Genomic DNA, 17,635 nt, shown 5'->3' on the forward strand with positions numbered 1-17,635 from the left:
TTTTAATTTTAAAATGAGAAGTTAAGACCAAATGTAAACGATCTCATCAAAGGGAATGAATCGTAATATTTTTGTTCAGGATCCATGAACTCATTCATCGCAGAGATAGAGAATAAGTTGGTTGCGTTCATAAATACCTGGGCATGGGTCAGTCCCAACGGACGAAGAACCACCTTAGGCAAATCGTATCCTACGTTAAGATTCTTCAAACGTAAATACGCACCATTTCGCATCCAAAAATCAGTATTACCATAGCCTGATTCATATTGGTTCTTACCGATTACACGAGGATAAACTCCATCGGGATTGTCCGGACTCCAGCATTTATCACTTGTCCAGATAGGATAATACGGACGTGTATTACCACCATATTGCGGCATACCCTGCGTAGCCTCACAGCCTACCAACCGGTCATAACTGCCAACTCCCTGGAAGTGCATATCGATAGTTATTCCCTTCCAACTGAAACTACCTCCAAAACCATAGTTAATACGAGGCGTGCCGTTTGTTGAAAGCAAATTATATGAGTCATTTCCATCAATTTTACCATCCGGTCCCGGAGCATAACCATCACCACGAGTATCCTGAAATAAAAGGCCGCCAAGGTACGGATCACGTCCATACTGCTTAAATCCTTTAGCGATCAATTCATCCACTTCTGCTTGATCTGTCAACAAATGATCCACTTTCAAACCCGTGATACGTCCTGCCGACATTCCAACCAAAGACAAGTCTTTCAGATTACCTGTCATATAAATTACCGATTCATCCAATACATCCCAGCGATCTTTGGAATAGCCTATATTCATATAAAGAGAATAGTTTATTCCGTGTTTAGCTTTATCTCTCCAACTTAATGTGAATTCTCCACCTCTCCATGAACGTTCAGCATAGTTTTCAGGAGCCAACGATGCACCATAGGTGCTAGGTAAAGAAGAAGTTCTTGAACCCAAAATATCAGTTTCCTTTCTATAGAATCCATCGATAGTACCACTTAACTTATTACCTAAAAATGTAAAATCCAAACCACCATTGACAGTCGATGATGTAGCCCAGGTCAAATTATAAGTCGGCATACTGCCTGATTGAATACCATTAGCTAACCCATTGCCAAACATATAACTGTTACCGGAAGTGTATCTTTCTATATACTGGAAATATCCGATCGACGCATTCGACGTATTCAAATCGTTACCGGTAGTACCGTAAGAAGCACGTATTTTTAAGTCATCAAGCCAATTAGAAGCACTCTCCATAAAGGCTTCTTTACTGATACGCCATCCAAGTGAGGCCGAGGGGAAAAAGCCCCATCTGCTTTCTTTTGGAAATTTATTATTTCCATCATAACGGAATGAAAACTCTGCTATATACTTGGAATCATAATTATATGTAGCACGTCCGATCCACGACAAATGCGAGCCTAAATTCTCCGATTCATTTACTGAAACCGTTCGTCTTTCCGGATCGGTCGAAAACACAAACCATTGGTCATAAGCCGTCAGCGGATCATTCGCTGTTGCATAGATGGCTTCACCCTGACTTTGTGCCTGTTCAAAAGTGATCATTCCGCCTACTTCATGCTTGCCAAACTTATTTTTATAGTTCACTGTCCAGTCAAACTGCTCATTCCAGAATTGGCGGGAACCATAAGTCAGATTCTCATAATTGGAACCAAACGTGAAGATATTATATTTATTCAAATCCAATGGTCCCGGAACAAAACGGTTATTAGGATCAGCCGATTGAAAATTATAGGCTTTCTGATGAGTAAGATATTTCTTACGAGCATAGTCATTGATTATGTAATTTCCAGTTACTTTTGTTGATAATCCGGGTAAAAGCTTACTCAAGTCAATATTTAATGATAAAATACCATTTACATTCCGTCTGCGGGTTTTGATATAACGATCACCCAATATCACATCTGCAACATTCCATCCTTTAAAATTACTGACATCCGGATAAACAGGATAATCAGTCTTTTCGTTTGCCGGAGTACCATCCAGATACGCATAAGACGGAACCGTCCTCAAACAATTAAACGTAGTTCTATAAAAGTCGAATATATCCTCACTATCATCGCCACTTCCAGACCAATTGAATCGTCTATCGTCTTTCTGGTAGCCGGAAACATTTGCATTCAATGATATATACTTACTCAGATTTACGGTCAAATTAGATCGGAACGAATACTTATTATTTTCCAGATTCTTGTAAGATCCTTCTTCTCTGATAAAACTTCCTAAAACGTAGTATTTAACTTTTTCAGTACCACCTGTCGCACTAATAGAATGCTTTGTATTCCATGGATTTTGCCAAATCAGGTCATTCACATTATAATCATGCGTCTTAGCATATTCCATCTCTTCGTCATTATTAGGTCTGGCCAGTCCATTAGCTTCAGCAACTAAATTCTGATAAACCAACTCTTTGTAAGCACTCATCTCATCTGTAAATAACTTACGAGTGGGTTTATTAAACGTATATGATCCCTGATATTCAAATTTGGGTTTCCCCATACTATCCGCTCCCGACTTAGTTGTCACCAGGACCACTCCATTACCCGCTTTCGATCCATAAACAGAAGCTGTTGCAGCATCTTTTAAAAAACTCAACTGATCGATCTCGTTCGACTCAAGTGCATCGAATGCCGCTTTATCCCGGATAATTCCGTCAATAACAAATAACGGATCACCGAACCCACCACGCATACGGATTTCTGAACTTGCTCCCATGAAACCTGAACTCCCGACAATTGTCAATCCCGGTGCACGACCCGCTAAAGTATTAGATAAATTGGTCGTTGAAATTGTAGATAACTCTTCTGTCTTCACATTAGTGATAGCTCCGGTCATATTTATTTTTTTCTCTACACCGTATCCGACAACGATCACTTCATCCAACTTTTGGGTATCTTCATGTAATGTGACCTGATAAGAGACCTTCCCATCTTCCACCCGAATTCTCTGCTCTAAATAGCCTATATAGGAGACAAGTAAAGTAGCCCCGGCAGAAATATTGCTTAAGACAAACCTCCCATTAGCATCTGTTACTGTTCCAACACTGCTATTTCCCTCGAGAGTAATGTTTGCACCAATGATCGATGTTCCTTCTTCATCGACAATGACACCAGATATTCTCCTCTCCTTCTGTTGCACTTCATTTACAACCTGTTCTGTGCGAACATTCCTTTTCACACTATTGTCTTTCAAAAACACACGGTTATTCACAATCTTGTAAGAAATACCGGTATCTTTAAAAACCTCTTTGAGCACTTTTTCTATGTGTTCGTTTTTTAAATTAACAAATACGTTGGAGATTTTCTTATTTAATAAAGCTTCATCATAAGAAAATTCATACCCAGTCTGTTCACTTATACTTTGTATTACTGCACCGACTGTCGTACTATTCAGCGTCAGTTCCAGATTCACATACAAAGATTGCGCATCGTTTATCGCCATCGTAGACGATGCTGCAGACAAAAACATTGCTAATGTCGCAATAGAAACTTTTTTAATCATACATGTGATTTAATAATGTTAGTACTAATTTTTCAGTTAGATTTCTTGTTGTGTGTTCATTTTTCTACTCTCGGTCATTTTATCATAGGCATTGCTTTTTGGGGTTGTTCATATATAAAAACTTCTTTTCCTTCCACCTTATAATGGATCGGCGCGAGGTATCCCAACAGATTCAGGATATCGGCAAGTCCTTCGTCCTCATTGATCACACAGCGAAATTTACGCCGTGCAAGAGCCGAAGACTCGATATTGATGTTCACATTAAATTTTACGGATAGTTTATTTACTATTTCGCGCAGGGTGGCATTTTCAAACACAAACTGCCTTAACCGCCAGGCTGTCGAGATATTTACATCTATAGCTTCCGAGGTGTATTCATTCTTGTTTTGGTTATAAGTCACTTTCTCTCCGGGAGAAACATCCAATACTTTATTCCGGTTAATATCCAACAGCTCTATCTGACCACTGACCAGAACTGTCTCAACTTTCTTATTTTCATTATCGATCTTTACATCAAAGGAAGTACCTTTTACCTGGATATTCACATATCCGGTAAAAACATTAAATAGCGAGAACTGCTCCTGCTTTCTTTGAGACTTCAAAGAAAGCTTCTCCTTGCAAGGAGACCTGACGATTCTCGTCAGAGAACGATACCGGATACTTCAATGTCGAGCCGCCCTTCAACCAGACACAAGTTCCGTCGGCAAGCATAACTTTTTTCACATCTTGACCGGGCTTAACTACAATACATATCTGTTTTTCAGGTTGAAAATACTCGTAACCTCCATAAAAGCAGGACACCAGCACCAAAAAGACAGCTGCATATTGCAACACGTTACGCATTAATTGAAAACGATTCGATCGGTCAATCTTACCGTTTACCTTTCCCAAAGCCTCTTCAATACGATCCGGACTTTTATAATACATCGAATGATAGGACACACGCAGACGCATCACATCCGACAATATTGTTTTATTATCCGGAGATAAATTACCCCAGGCCAACATCTCCTGCATTTCGTCGGAAGAGATATTGCCCGCCAGATATTTTGCCAAAAGTCCGTAATCGAAATCCATTTTTTATCCTTTATATCAGCAAAACGTATGAGAGAAAGAAACTACGGAGCAAAAGAATCTTTTTTTAAAAATTTCCTTGCCGGAAAAGAAACAGAAGAGAAAACAAATAGAAATCCTGCTTAGACATATGTGCTTTCAGGAACTTGATCGCCAAATAAATATGACTTTCTACCGTACGTTGGGGCATTTGAAGTCGCTCAGCCACTTCTTTCGATTTAAGCCCTTCTATATAAGTAAGAATGAAGACTTCGCGGCGTTGGGAAGGTAATTCTCCCAGCAGATTATGTAATAATTTATAAAAATCTTTTGAATAAATCTCCTCCAGAACAGACGCATCCGATCTCAATGAATCAGCATACTCCTCCCATACGGATTTCTCTGCCTGAAGCAAATATTTTCCGGCAGACTGTGTTTTCCGATAATGATCGACACAACGCGTATAAGCCGATTGGAACAAATAAGAATGGAATCCTTCTCCTACATATATTTTTTTACGGTTTTCCCACACATTCAAAAAAACATCCTGAACAATATCTTCCGCCATCTCCTGCTCCACGATAGTAGCTACATAGGCCATCACCCGGGGATAATAATAACGAAACATATCATTAAAAGCCTTCCGGTTCCCTTCTTTCAGTTTATATAATGAAGAAACATCAAACATATATAATGTCAGGACAATTTTTACTTAAACCATCTTAATTTGTCCCCAAAAATAAACATTTTTTATTCAATACGGACTATCTATCCCTAAAAACGGGGTACAGACAATAGAAATTAAGCCTTTCTTCACCAGGCACAGGAACAACTATTCGTTACCCGACAAAGAAGTATTTGCCTATAGCTGAGTATCTAAATCTTTATATACTAGCAACTATTAATATGGTGTACTACTTATCGTACATAAGATGTACACCATATATAGGATAAGTAGTACACTATATATAGGATAACCTGTACACCTAACCGATAGTTATTCACATGCCAGGAAATACTTTTTCATAAGATAAAAAATAGTTTATAGACAAACAGGAAACAGTCTTTGCCTTGTAGCAGAATTGATCCGGCGGACAACCACGATTTAAATATATTCGATACCTTTGTCCCTGCAAATGACTAAAGAATAGAAATATGAACTATTACGAACTGAAATTCACATACGAATCGCCTATCGAGGCAACAATCATCAGCGATGTACTGGCATCCGAACTGGGAGAAATAGGTTTTGAAAGTTTCACCGAAAACGAAGACGGCCTGCAGGCTTATATCTCCGATCAATTATATAATGTAAAGGCATTAGTCGACAAACTGAAAGAATTTCCACTGGAAAACGTCACAATCCATTACTCCGAACAGTTTATCGAGAGCAAGGACTGGAACGAAGAATGGGAAAAGAACTATTTCAAACCCATCCGCATCGGAAACGAATGCATCATTCGCGCCTCTTTCCATGAACCGGAGCCAGGTTATACATATAATATTATTATAGACCCCAAAATGGCATTCGGGACAGGCAACCATGAAACGACTTTCCTGATGATCAGCGAGATGCTCAAACTCGACCTGGAAGGTAAAGATTTGCTGGATATGGGATGCGGAACAGCTGTCCTGGCAATCCTCGCTAAAATGAAGAAAGCCAACAAAGTAGTGGGCATCGACATCGATGAATGGGCCTACAACAATGCACTGGAAAATGTCCGCCTGAATAATACCGAAGATATACAAGTCGTACTGGGAGGAGCCGAACAAATCCCGGCTTTCGGACAGTTCGATATTGTATTTGCCAACATAAACCGCAATATACTTTTGAATGATATCCGTCACTATACCAGCTGCATGAAACCAGGAGCACTACTTTTTATGAGCGGATTCTACACACAAGACATTCCCGCCATCGAAGAAGAATGTAAAAGAAACGGCTTGAATTTCATTTCTCATACAGAGAAAAACAACTGGGTGGCCGTCAAGACACAGAAGCAGTAACTTTATTTAACATTAAAAGTTAATGCAGAAGTAAACTATCATCCGCATAAAATCGTTACATTAGTAGACACATTTAAATGTAAGAGTTATGAAAAATGTAGATTCTAAATTATTACTAGGTTTGGTAGTTGGAGCTGCAGTAGGTGCAGCAGTCGGATATTTGGCAGCTACCGATAAGAGAGAACAGTTACTGGAAGAATTGAACGGTGTAGTTGGAAAAGTAAAAGAAGGCTTTAATTCCGCTCTCGCCAAGTACAAAGAAGGTAAGACTGAAGTTGTAAAGGCTACAGAAGAAATCGTAGCTGAATAATCATTTATGGAAAAAGATTCAGGAAAAATCTTTCGTGAGCTGAAAGAAGATGTTTCGACTTACGTAGAATTAAAGCTTGAACTTTTAAAGTTAAGCACATACGAGAGAAGCGGGCAATTGATCGCGGTTCTTTCGTATGGCTTAATTTTATTGTTTCTGGCTTTCTTTGCCATCCTGTTCATATTCCTGGCGTTAGGGTTCTTTCTGGGTGATATGTTCGGTTCTTCGGGAGCCGGGTTCGCCGTTGTGGCGGTATTATATCTCCTGTTGATCGGACTCATTATAATGAACAAACAAAGAATCTGCAACACCGTTCTCAACGTTGTGATTGCAGCATTAAACGGTAACGACGAAAAAGACGATGCAACAACAGATACAAAACAAGCCGCTGACACCGCTGGAGAAGCTGATTTTTGACAAAGAACAGATCCGGAGGCAATGTGTCGTACAGGAACAAAAACTGAATGACGACTTTTCGTATATTCAGGAAAATGCAGGCAGTCTGTTGATTTCCGGCTTTACTACCTTACTCTTTCCAAACACTAAATCGAAAAAGACAGAATCTTCCGACGCAATTGCTGCGACAAACGACCAGCCGGTTACCCCGATGGGTTTCTCGGATTATCTGAGCATAGCACAAGGACTACTCCCGGTTGCCTGGGATGTTGCCAGACCTTTTTTGCTGACATGGGGAATCCGAAAGGCACAAAGCTGGTTTACGAATCTTCTGTTTAAGAAAAAGAAATAACTCCTAACATTTAATTTATGTTAGAGGACATATTTTTCTCCTTTTTATAAAGGAAGAATAAAAAAATAGGACTAAATTTGCAGTCGTTAAAAACAAGGATAAAAATGAAACGTAATTTGATTCTCTTTATGGCATTCACCGCAATGCTGACGATATTGGCTTCATGTGCAACTCCTTGTGGCTGTTAATTGGATTTTATGTAATATTTTTAATAAACCCATAAAAGTTTTATTACAATGATTAAAGTAGGTATTAACGGTTTCGGCCGTATCGGACGTATGGTGTTCCGCGCTGCAGTTAAGAACTTCGGCAATGATATTCAGATCGTAGGTATCAACGACTTGTTGGATGCTGATTACTTGGCATACATGCTGAAATATGACTCAGTACACGGTCGTTTCGATGGTACAGTTGCTGTAGAAGGTAACAACCTGGTAGTAAACGGTAACAAAATCCGTTTGACTGCAGAAATGGATCCTGCTAACCTGAAATGGGACGAAGTTGGTGCTGACGTTGTAGTTGAATCAACTGGTTTCTTCCTGACAGACGAAACAGCTCGCAAACATATCCAGGCTGGTGCTAAGAAAGTTATCATGTCTGCTCCTTCTAAGGACGCTACTCCTATGTTCGTTTATGGCGTTAACGACAAAACTTACGCAGGACAGGACATCATCTCTAACGCTTCTTGTACTACTAACTGCTTGGCTCCTATCGCTAAAGTATTGAACGACAAGTTCGGTATCGTTAAAGGTTTGATGACTACAGTTCACGCTGCTACTGCTACTCAGAAAACAGTAGACGGTCCTTCTAAGAAAGACTGGAGAGGTGGCCGTGGTATCCTTGAAAATATCATCCCTTCTTCTACAGGTGCTGCTAAGGCTGTAGGTAAAGTTCTGCCGGTATTGAACGGTAAACTGACTGGTATGGCTTTCCGTGTTCCGACTTCTGACGTTTCTGTTGTTGACCTGACAGTAGTTCTGGAAAAGGCTGCTACAATGGATGACATCAAAGCTGCTATGAAGGAAGCTTCTGAAGGCGAATTGAAAGGTGTACTGGGTTACACAGAAGATGCAGTTGTTTCAACTGACTTCCGTGGCTGCTCTAACACTTCTATCTTCGATGCTAAAGCAGGTATCTCTTTGGATGATAACTTCGCTAAGATCGTTTCTTGGTATGACAACGAATGGGGTTATTCAAACAAAGTTTGTGAAATGGCTCGCGTTATCGCTGGTAAGTAATCAAATACAAATCAGTATATGGAAGCCGTCCTCTGCAAAGGGGACGGCTTTTTTTATTATCTTTCATTTTATTCTGCGCTCGGTTTGCACTATCTTTGCTACCCTATGAGAACATATCAACTTATAACGATACTTGGACCGACGGCTTCCGGCAAAACGCCTTTTGCAGCAGCATTGGCCGACCGGCTGGATACGGAGATTATCAGTGCCGATTCCCGCCAGATCTATCGCGGCATGGATATCGGAACGGGTAAAGATCTGGCTGATTATACCGTAAACGGCAAAGTGATTCCTTATCACCTGATCGACATCTGTGATCCGGGATATAAATATAATGTATTCGAATATCAGCATGATTTCTTCCGGGCTTACCGGGCGATACAGGAAAAAGGGAAATTGCCGATCCTTTGCGGAGGCACAGGGATGTATATCGAAGCTGTATTGAAAGGATACAAACTGCTGGATGTTCCGCAGAATCCGGAATTAAGAGAGTCGTTAAAGAATAAATCACTGGCTGAACTGGAAGAGATCCTGACGACTTACAAGGTGTTGCACAATAAGACGGATGTCGATTCGGCACAAAGGGCGATCCGTGCCATCGAGATTGAAGAATATTATAAAACGCAGGCTCCGGATGCGAACGAGTATGATCCGATAGATAGTCTGATCATCGGCATAGACATCGACAGGGAGCTACGGAGGGAGAAAATATCCAGGCGACTGCGTGCCCGCCTCGACGAGGGCATGGTGGATGAAGTAAAAGGTATCATTGCTTCGGGTGTCAAGCCGGAAGACCTTATTTATTACGGTCTGGAATATAAATACCTTACATTATATATTATAGGTGAACTTTCTTATGAAGAAATGGTTTCTCAATTAGAGATAGCCATTCACCAGTTCGCCAAACGGCAAATGACCTGGTTCCGGGGAATGGAACGCCGGGGATGCACCATCCACTGGGTCGATGCAATCCTGCCAACAGAAGAGAAAATCGAAAGGACATTGGAGTTATTAAAACAAGAATAATTCCTTTTTAGAAAGAAGTGAACCTATCTGAGCATAAGTCTCAGTCATCAATAAGACATACTTAGTTACAGGTTCATTTGCCGTCTGCTTCAGCTGACGGATTGGTAAATGATCTATCTCATTGGCCTTTAGTCCCATTTTAAACAGTCTTGCTATTTAAGAGAAATGCGGCTAAAGCCAAAAAAGGGATACAATCTGTAGACCGTTGGTTAAAACCAACGGCAAATGAACCTGTAATAGTCATGTCACTTTGATTATAGGATAGTTCAAATTTGATAAAAACTGAAATAAAACAACATAACGATTATGATAACAGTTAACGATTTTAAGAATAAAGACAACTTCTTCCTGATGGCCGGTCCATGTGTGATCGAAGGGGAAGATATGGCTCTGCGCATTGCAGAAAAGGTTGTGGGTATCACCGAGAAGCTGAATATTCCCTACATCTTTAAAGGCTCATACCGCAAAGCGAACCGCTCCCGCCTGGATTCATTTACCGGGATCGGCGATGAAAAAGCCCTGAAGATCTTACGCAAGGTCAGCGAAACTTTCAACGTTCCGACCGTAACGGACATCCATGAAACACACGAAGCAGCCATGGCCGCCGAGTATGTCGATGTCCTCCAGATCCCTGCTTTCCTGTGCCGTCAGACCGACCTGTTGGTTGCCGCCGCCAATACAGGAAAGATTGTCAATATCAAAAAAGGCCAGTTCCTTTCTCCGGGAGCCATGCAGTTTGCCGTACAGAAAGTGGCCGATGCAGGAAATGACAACGTTATGATCACCGAACGAGGCACGACATTCGGCTACACAGACCTGGTTGTCGATTATCGCGGAATCCCGCAAATGCAGGAATTCGGTTACCCGGTCATCATGGACGTCACCCATTCCTTACAGCAACCCAACCAGACATCTGGCGTAACAGGCGGTCTGCCCGCCCTGATCGAGACAATAGCCAAGGCCGCTATCGCCGTAGGAACCGACGGACTATTCATCGAAACTCACCCGGAACCTGCTAAAGCAAAATCCGACGGAGCGAACATGTTACAGTTAGACTTGCTGGAAGGTCTGTTAACCCGGTTAGTACGTATCCGTGAGGCGATCAGGAAATAAGATTCCAATAAGAAAAAGGGGGATATAATGCCCCTAAAGAAACATACGGACACAAAAAAAGGAGCCTCATTCCCGAAGCTCCTTTTTTAATGTATTATTCTTATTATCCCATTTTACTGATCTTCCTCAGCTTATCCTCATCTATCAGCTTGATCTTCCGACCGTCGATAGCGATGATGCGCTCAGCTACAAAAGTAGATAAAGTACGGATAGCATTGGAAGTGGTCATATTCGACAAATTTGCCAAATCTTCACGCGACAGGTAAATACTCAAAGTAGCCCCATCCTCTTCCAATCCATAACTATCTTTCAGGAATAACAAAGATTCTGCCAGACGACCCCGGATATGCTTCTGCGTAAGGTTAACGGTACGTTCATCCGCAACCCCCAGGTCAAACGACAACTGGCGAATAAAGAACATGGCCAAGTTAGGGTTACCCATCAACAGCTCAGTAACCACTGTCATCGGTATCAGACAAACAACAGATGCCTCAAATGCAGACGCATTCGTCAGATAATTTTCCTGAGCAAAATTAGCACGGTAACCAAAATACTGTACAGGCTTAATCATCCGGATGATCTGGCTACGACCGCCAACACCTTCCTTAAAGATTTTCACTTTGCCTCTCAGTAAGCACATCATGTCCCTTGGTTCGTCGCCCTCGCAATAGATCAACTCGTTACGTTTGAAATGCTGGATCGTCGAATTATTACGGAGAATGTCCCGTTCCTTTTCGGTCAGAACTCTCCATACTTCTGCTAAACTGGCCGACAGATCGACCTCTTCTTTTTGTTGCTTAACCACGACTGTTTTATAACATACTTATGAAGCACAAATGTACAACTTTTCTTTTGAAATAGTAAAATATTTGATACTATAAATTGTGTTCCCGGATACATTTTACTTTCTTTTGCTACTCATTTCAATTTTATTCGTTACGTTTGCATCAAAAGGGGTGATAATTTGTTGAAAAGATACGTTTTGATATTTACTCTGATTTTATTGACTATAAATGCTCTCGCCAAAGCGGATAGCAATTATAGAAATAAGGTGTTGCCCGACTTAAAGGAGAAAACAGAATCGTCTGTAAAAGCGGATTCCATTATGGAAGAGGTGATTAAAAACGCCGAAAAATACCAGCATGTCCTCTCCCGGTACGAAGCGGAAATATATATAAAAGGACGGACGGAAATACTCAAACAAAACTTTCTGATGCGTTTCGCCCATCATCTTTTCCCTGTAGACCGGAAAAATAAGGATATGATCTTCGAGATGATCAGCGATTCCAAGTTCAACGCTCCCAACAATTTCCTGCATAACTTCCGGGCTGTAAACGGAAACAGTATTCCCAACAGCAAAAAGCAACAGGAAGCACTGGGATTCCTCAACCTGAATGTATATTCCTCCACCATATACAACGAGGGTATCATCACCCCCATGACCAAACAAGCATCCAAATTCTATACATTCGACCTGGAGAGTGTAAGCGATACCAGCGGACTGAAGATTTATAAAATACGCTTCATGCCGAAGTTATGGAGCCAGAAACTTATCTGCGGCGACCTGTATATCCGTGACCAGTCCTGGATCATCGACAAAATAGATGTAAACGGACGTTTCGATTTCGCCGAATTCAACCTGGTCATGACATTCGGACGCGATTACCGACGCTTTATCCTTCCCGATAAGGCGAGTCTATATCTGCGTTACCATGTTCTGGGGAATGCCATTGCTACCAGCTATCATTCTTCATTCACTTATAAAGCGGTGGAATGGGTGGAAGAAGATAATGAAACTCAACAAAAGAGATCACTGGACCTGACCGGATATTATAAGTTATCTTCAGATACGGTCCCAATTATCACAGACACTGCTTTCTGGAACAAAGAACGGGATATTCCTTTAACAAAAGAAGAACAATCCTTATACCATATAGACAGTGATAACAATGAGCAAAGAATAGACACTGCCAATATCACGAAATACCTGAAACTGACGGAGAAGTTCACGAATACGATCAGTATGGATTACAAGACCACCCGTCTGAAATATTCCGGGATATTCAACCCCTTCCAGTTGGGATATTCAGGACATAACGGTATTACTTACCGACAACGTTTGCGCATCAGCAAGACATTCGACAAAGACCGTCAGATCCGCTTCCGCCCGGATATCGGTTTCGTATTCAAACGGAAAGAAATCTTTTTCACCGTGTCCGGAGACTGGGAATATCTGCCGGAGAAAAAAGGCATATTGAGCCTCTCGATCGGTAATGGTAACCAGAGTTACTCTTCAGCCATTATGAAAGAGATAAACGAGCAGTTGAAAGACTCCACATTCAATTTTGACGATTTGAATCTGGAATACTTTAAACATTATTATGCAGAGATCCGTAACAATATTGAGTTATTCAACGGTTTTCAAGTCTGGGCAGGTGCAGCCTATCACCGCCGCATACCCGTAAAAAAGAAAAGCCAGATACCCAATCCCGGAGAAGGCGTTGAAGATATCATCAATGAGAACTATCATGATTTTACTCCCGTCGTCGGCATTTCCTATACGCCACGCCAGTATTACTGGATGGACGGATATCGCAAAGAATATCTGTATTCCTACTATCCGACCATCTCAGTCGAATTTGCCCGTGCAATCCCCGGAGTAGGTAAAAGTTCCGGCGATTACGGACGGATCGAAGCGGATATTCACCAAAGCATTGCACTCGGTTTGTCCAGAAAACTCAATTATCACATCAGCGGAGGTATTTATCTGAATCCCAAATCTATTTACTTTGCCGATTTCCGTTATTTCTCACGCCGCCAGTTCCCGGAATCGTGGGGAGATGAATTCGGAGGAGTATTCAACCAGCTAAGGAGTTTCTGGTTCAATGCATCCGACAAATATGTGCAAGGACATATTATGTACGAAAGTCCCTTCATCCTGTCACAACTTTTCAAGAAGAAAACATCTAAGTACATTCTGTCTGAACGGTTTTATTTCAGCCAACTGTGGACACCTGTTTTGCCGAGTTACACAGAGGTGGGATATGGTTTCGGTAACCATATTTTCAACGTTGCCGCCTTCGCCGGATTCGATAGATGGAAATACCAGAATATCGGCCTCAAGTTTGCCTTCGAACTATTTTAATAGGACATTTGTGGGCGGACGATCATTATACCGCTGTTACGCTTGATACTTTCCACGTATTCCTGTAAAGGAGCTTCGTTGACTATCACTTTCTTTTGCGTAGTAGATGCATGGATAAAGGTCAGTTCATCCCCTACCCGGCAAACAATGCCGACATGAGAAATGTCCAACCCTTTGATAGTCGTGACGAAACAGACGATGTCTCCGTCCTCTATTCCTTCTGCCAACTTGTTTATATCCGATTCCGGAATATAATAATAAGGACGGGCATTGATCTCTTTTTCTTTTGCTGCGATCCGGGCAACAAGTTCCGGATGCTCTTTCAAAGGCTTATAACTATCCGGATGTGTAGACATGAAGGATACGTCGACAGGCAAGGAGACTCCTCCTATTTCCCCGGTAGCATCTTTTACTATTCCTTTTCGCTGGTTCTCAAAGATCCAGTCTGTCGTATAATGCAAGCGGTCGGTATAATCATGGATTTCCCCGTTACGATAACGGATCGTTTGCAGGTTCTTACAAAACTCATCAAAAGACGGGGTTGCTGATTGCATAGTCTTCGTTAAAGCGACAACATTCTCTACCAATGTCATACAATCCATTTCGCGAAGATTGATCACCAGGCCTTCGGGTTCCTTTTCCAATGTGGCTGCCACATAAGGCGCATCCAGGAAGAAACGGGCTGTCTTAACCATTAACTCTCCGGTTGGCAACGACTTCACCGGAGTCATTTCTGAAAGATAGCGGTCAAAGACAGCGCGGTCCTCATCGGTACAGTATAGCTTATCAGCAGCCTGTCCACGGAAAAAGAAAAAGCAGAAAAAAAACAATAAAAAGATTTTATTCATATATTCATTTATTATCAGAATTGAACTATCCTATAATCAAAGTGACATGACTATTACAGGTTCATTTGCCGTTGGTTTTAACCAACGGTCTACAGATTGTATCCCTTTTTTGGCTTTAGCCGCATTTCTCTTAAATAGCAAGACTGTTTAAAATGGGACTAAAGTCCAATGAGATAGATCATTTACCAATCCGTCAGCTGAAGCAGACGGCAAATGAACCTGTAACTAAGTATGTCTTATTGATGACTGAGACTTATGCTCAGATAGGTTCAATTATTTCTATATATTGACTCATATTCTCATCATTTTCCCCATCCATAAGAGGAGATTTCCCCTTTATACCTTCGTTTTCAGTAACTCCTCCAACTTAATCAATTCATCCCTGAACTGGGCGGCCTCGATAAAGTCAAGCTTCTTGGCAGCCTCCGTCATTTGCTTCTTCGTTCGTTCGATTGCTTTTTCAAGTTGCGGACGGTTCATATACTTAACCACCGGATCGGCAACCAGGCTTGGTTCCGGTTCGACATAAGCATACGGTTCTGCTGTGGCCGGTTGCTGTTTCTCACCCAGAAGAGATACACTCGTCTTAATAACCTGCCTCGGGGTAATCCCATGCTTTTCGTTATAGGCAAGCTGTTTCTCCCGGCGGCGGGTTGTCTCATCCATTGTCAGTTGCATGCTGGCCGTGATCTTATCTGCATAGAAAATTACTTTTCCGTTCACATTACGGGCAGCACGTCCGGCTGTCTGCGTCAGGGAGCGGTGGGAACGAAGGAAACCTTCTTTATCCGCATCCAAAATAGCGACTAAAGAAACTTCCGGCAAGTCCAGTCCCTCACGAAGCAAGTTCACCCCGATCAGCACATCGAACAAACCTTTCCGCAAATCGTCCATGATCTGAATACGTTCCAATGTATCTACATCGCTATGGATATAATTACAACGTATTCCCATCCGGGTCAGATAAGCAGTCAGTTCTTCCGCCATACGTTTGGTCAGGGTCGTTACCAAAACACGTTCATCTTTGGCCGAACGCAGGGTTATCTCTTCCATCAGGTCGTCGATCTGGTTCAATGTCGGACGAACTTCAATGACCGGATCGAGCAGTCCGGTCGGACGGATCACCTGATCGACAACGATTCCCTCACTCTTCTCCAACTCATAATCGGCTGGCGTCGCACTGACATAAATGGCCAGCGGAGTAAGCGACTCGAACTCATCAAACATAAGCGGACGGTTATCCATCGCCGCAGGCAGGCGGAAACCATATTCCACCAGGTTCTTCTTACGGGAATAATCCCCTCCGTACATGGCTCGTATCTGGGGTATCGTCACATGGCTTTCATCAATCACCAACATAAAATCTTTCGGGAAATAATCGAGCAGGCAATAAGGACGCTCACCGGCCATACGCCCGTCGAAATAACGGGAATAGTTCTCGATGCCCGAACAATGTCCCAGCTCGCGGATCATCTCCAGGTCGAAAGTGACACGTTCGTATAAACGTTTCGCTTCATAGTGCTTGCCGATCTCTTTCAGGAAATTCACCTGTGTACCGAGATCGACATCGATCTGGCCGATCGCCGCATTGATACGCTCTTGTGTAGTCACGAACAGGTTTGTCGGATAGATATTCAGCTCATCCTGCTCATCTATCTCCTGCCCTGTCTTCGGGTCGAAAGAAGACAAACGGTCGATTTCGTCTCCCCAGAATTCAATACGGTAAGCTACGCCGTCGAATGACTCGATGGCCGGGAAAATATCGACCGTATCGCCATTCACACGGAAACAACCACTGTTAAACTCCAGCTTGTTGTTCACATATAAAGCATCTACAAACCGGCGCAACAGTTTATCGCGGTCGATCTGCATACCTTTTTCCAGATGCGTCACCTTCTCGGCAAAGGCTGTCGGGTCCGCCATACCGTACAAACAGGATACGGAAGAAACAACGATCACATCTTTCCGTCCCGACAATAAGGAAGCTGTGGTACGGAGACGCAGTTTGTCTATCTCTTCGTTGATCTGCAAATCCTTCTCGATATAAGTATCCGTAGAAGGCAGGTAAGCCTCCGGTTGGTAATAATCGTAATAGGAAACGAAATACTCTACGGCGTTATTCGGGAAAAAGGCTTTGAACTCGCTGTACAGCTGTGCAGCAAGTGTTTTGTTATGACTTAGGATCAGGGTCGGTTTCTGCACCTCCTTGATCACATTGGCAATAGTAAATGTCTTTCCCGAACCTGTTACTCCGAGGAGCGTCTGGAAAGGCACACCACTCTGAATGCCCTCCGAAAGAGCCGCTATTGCTTCCGGCTGATCCCCCGTCGGGCTGAATGGTGAAGATAACTCGAAATTCATTATTCGTATAGTCCTTTTTTAGGTATAACTATCCAGAGTATCAAATAAGCTATTACCCCGGAAAACACAGTAAATATACTCAACAGGATATAACCGACGCGTACCAGTGTCGGATCCCAGCCAAAGTAATCGGCTATGCCGCCGCAAACTCCGGCAATCATTCCGTTATTCGAACGATAAAGTCTTCTTGGTGCTTCTTCCATGATGCTCTATTTTATTTTGTTTTTGTAAAGATACTATTTAATCTGTATAGCTGAAGTAATCC

The 17,635-nt window shown here is 42.2% G+C and carries 16 protein-coding genes; 8 read left to right on the top strand and 8 right to left on the bottom strand.

The genetic code is table 11. The annotated features are described in order from the left end of the window. Positions 1-8 precede the first annotated feature (8 nt). From DWW23_RS14945 to DWW23_RS14960, 4 genes are all read right to left on the bottom strand, one after another. Positions 9-3,521 (bottom strand): TonB-dependent receptor, encoded by a 3,513-nt coding sequence (locus tag DWW23_RS14945; RefSeq protein ID WP_122354078.1) that lies wholly within the window; start codon positions 3,519-3,521, stop codon positions 9-11. A gap of 74 nt (positions 3,522-3,595) precedes the next feature. Then, positions 3,596-4,123 carry a FecR family protein gene (locus tag DWW23_RS14950; RefSeq protein WP_221267813.1) on the bottom strand — a complete coding sequence of 176 codons (528 nt, stop codon included), beginning with the start codon at positions 4,121-4,123 and terminating at the stop codon, positions 3,596-3,598. Next, complete coding sequence (locus tag DWW23_RS14955; RefSeq protein ID WP_122354080.1) at positions 4,083-4,598, bottom strand: FecR domain-containing protein; 516 nt, start codon at positions 4,596-4,598, stop codon at positions 4,083-4,085. The genes DWW23_RS14950 and DWW23_RS14955 overlap by 41 nt, the downstream gene beginning before the upstream one ends. Positions 4,599-4,662: 64 nt before the next feature. Further along, on the bottom strand, positions 4,663-5,262 hold the full coding sequence (locus DWW23_RS14960) for an RNA polymerase sigma-70 factor (RefSeq protein ID WP_122354081.1): 600 nt from the start codon (positions 5,260-5,262) through the stop codon (positions 4,663-4,665). A 467-nt stretch (positions 5,263-5,729) separates the two neighbouring features. Here DWW23_RS14960 and prmA point away from each other — a divergent pair, with 467 nt between their 5' ends. From prmA to kdsA, 7 genes are all read left to right on the top strand, one after another. Next, positions 5,730-6,581, top strand: coding sequence for a 50S ribosomal protein L11 methyltransferase (gene prmA / locus DWW23_RS14965; RefSeq protein WP_122354082.1), 852 nt, complete (start codon positions 5,730-5,732; stop codon positions 6,579-6,581). 88 nt (positions 6,582-6,669) lie between these two features. Continuing rightward, on the top strand, positions 6,670-6,891 hold the full coding sequence (locus tag DWW23_RS14970; RefSeq protein WP_007652933.1) for a YtxH domain-containing protein: 222 nt from the start codon (positions 6,670-6,672) through the stop codon (positions 6,889-6,891). A 6-nt stretch (positions 6,892-6,897) separates the two neighbouring features. After that, positions 6,898-7,308 carry a phage holin family protein gene (locus DWW23_RS14975; protein ID WP_122354083.1) on the top strand — a complete coding sequence of 137 codons (411 nt, stop codon included), beginning with the start codon at positions 6,898-6,900 and terminating at the stop codon, positions 7,306-7,308. Continuing rightward, positions 7,253-7,639: a hypothetical protein gene (locus DWW23_RS14980; RefSeq protein WP_122354084.1), complete on the top strand. Its 387-nt coding sequence runs from the start codon at positions 7,253-7,255 to the stop codon at positions 7,637-7,639. The genes DWW23_RS14975 and DWW23_RS14980 overlap by 56 nt, the downstream gene beginning before the upstream one ends. 236 nt (positions 7,640-7,875) lie before the next feature. Then, complete coding sequence (gene gap, locus DWW23_RS14985) at positions 7,876-8,877, top strand: type I glyceraldehyde-3-phosphate dehydrogenase (protein ID WP_122354085.1); 1,002 nt, start codon at positions 7,876-7,878, stop codon at positions 8,875-8,877. Positions 8,878-8,982: 105 nt separating this feature from the next. Continuing rightward, the gene (gene miaA / locus DWW23_RS14990; RefSeq protein ID WP_122354158.1) at positions 8,983-9,903 is read left to right on the top strand and encodes a tRNA (adenosine(37)-N6)-dimethylallyltransferase MiaA; all 921 of its coding nucleotides are present in this window, start codon (positions 8,983-8,985) and stop codon (positions 9,901-9,903) included. Between the two features lie 306 nt (positions 9,904-10,209). Beyond that, positions 10,210-11,016 (top strand): 3-deoxy-8-phosphooctulonate synthase, encoded by an 807-nt coding sequence (kdsA, locus tag DWW23_RS14995; RefSeq protein ID WP_122354086.1) that lies wholly within the window; start codon positions 10,210-10,212, stop codon positions 11,014-11,016. A gap of 103 nt (positions 11,017-11,119) precedes the next feature. On the opposite strand, the gene DWW23_RS15000 is transcribed toward kdsA, so the two are convergent. Further along, a complete protein-coding gene (locus DWW23_RS15000) occupies positions 11,120-11,821 on the bottom strand; it encodes a Crp/Fnr family transcriptional regulator (protein WP_122354087.1) in 702 nt (233 codons plus the stop codon). A gap of 159 nt (positions 11,822-11,980) precedes the next feature. Between DWW23_RS15000 and DWW23_RS15005 the strand changes: the two genes are divergently transcribed. Further along, a complete protein-coding gene (locus DWW23_RS15005; RefSeq protein WP_370449279.1) occupies positions 11,981-14,161 on the top strand; it encodes a DUF5686 family protein in 2,181 nt (726 codons plus the stop codon). On the opposite strand, the gene DWW23_RS15010 is transcribed toward DWW23_RS15005, so the two are convergent. The 3 genes from DWW23_RS15010 to DWW23_RS15020 all read right to left on the bottom strand — a co-directional run bounded on the left by DWW23_RS15010 (position 14,158) and on the right by DWW23_RS15020 (position 17,573). Continuing rightward, positions 14,158-15,009, bottom strand: a complete 852-nt coding sequence (locus DWW23_RS15010) for an N-acetylmuramoyl-L-alanine amidase-like domain-containing protein (protein WP_122354089.1) — start codon at positions 15,007-15,009, stop codon at positions 14,158-14,160. The genes DWW23_RS15005 and DWW23_RS15010 overlap by 4 nt on opposite strands. A 336-nt stretch (positions 15,010-15,345) precedes the next feature. Then, positions 15,346-17,370 (bottom strand): excinuclease ABC subunit UvrB, encoded by a 2,025-nt coding sequence (gene uvrB / locus DWW23_RS15015; RefSeq protein ID WP_122354090.1) that lies wholly within the window; start codon positions 17,368-17,370, stop codon positions 15,346-15,348. After that, positions 17,370-17,573 (bottom strand): PspC domain-containing protein, encoded by a 204-nt coding sequence (locus DWW23_RS15020; RefSeq protein ID WP_122354091.1) that lies wholly within the window; start codon positions 17,571-17,573, stop codon positions 17,370-17,372. Before DWW23_RS15020 ends, uvrB begins: the two co-directional genes overlap by 1 nt. Positions 17,574-17,635: the final 62 nt, after the last annotated feature.

Origin of the sequence: Parabacteroides sp. AF14-59, assembly GCF_003479515.1 — a bacterium.
Classification (GTDB): domain Bacteria; phylum Bacteroidota; class Bacteroidia; order Bacteroidales; family Tannerellaceae; genus Parabacteroides; species Parabacteroides faecis.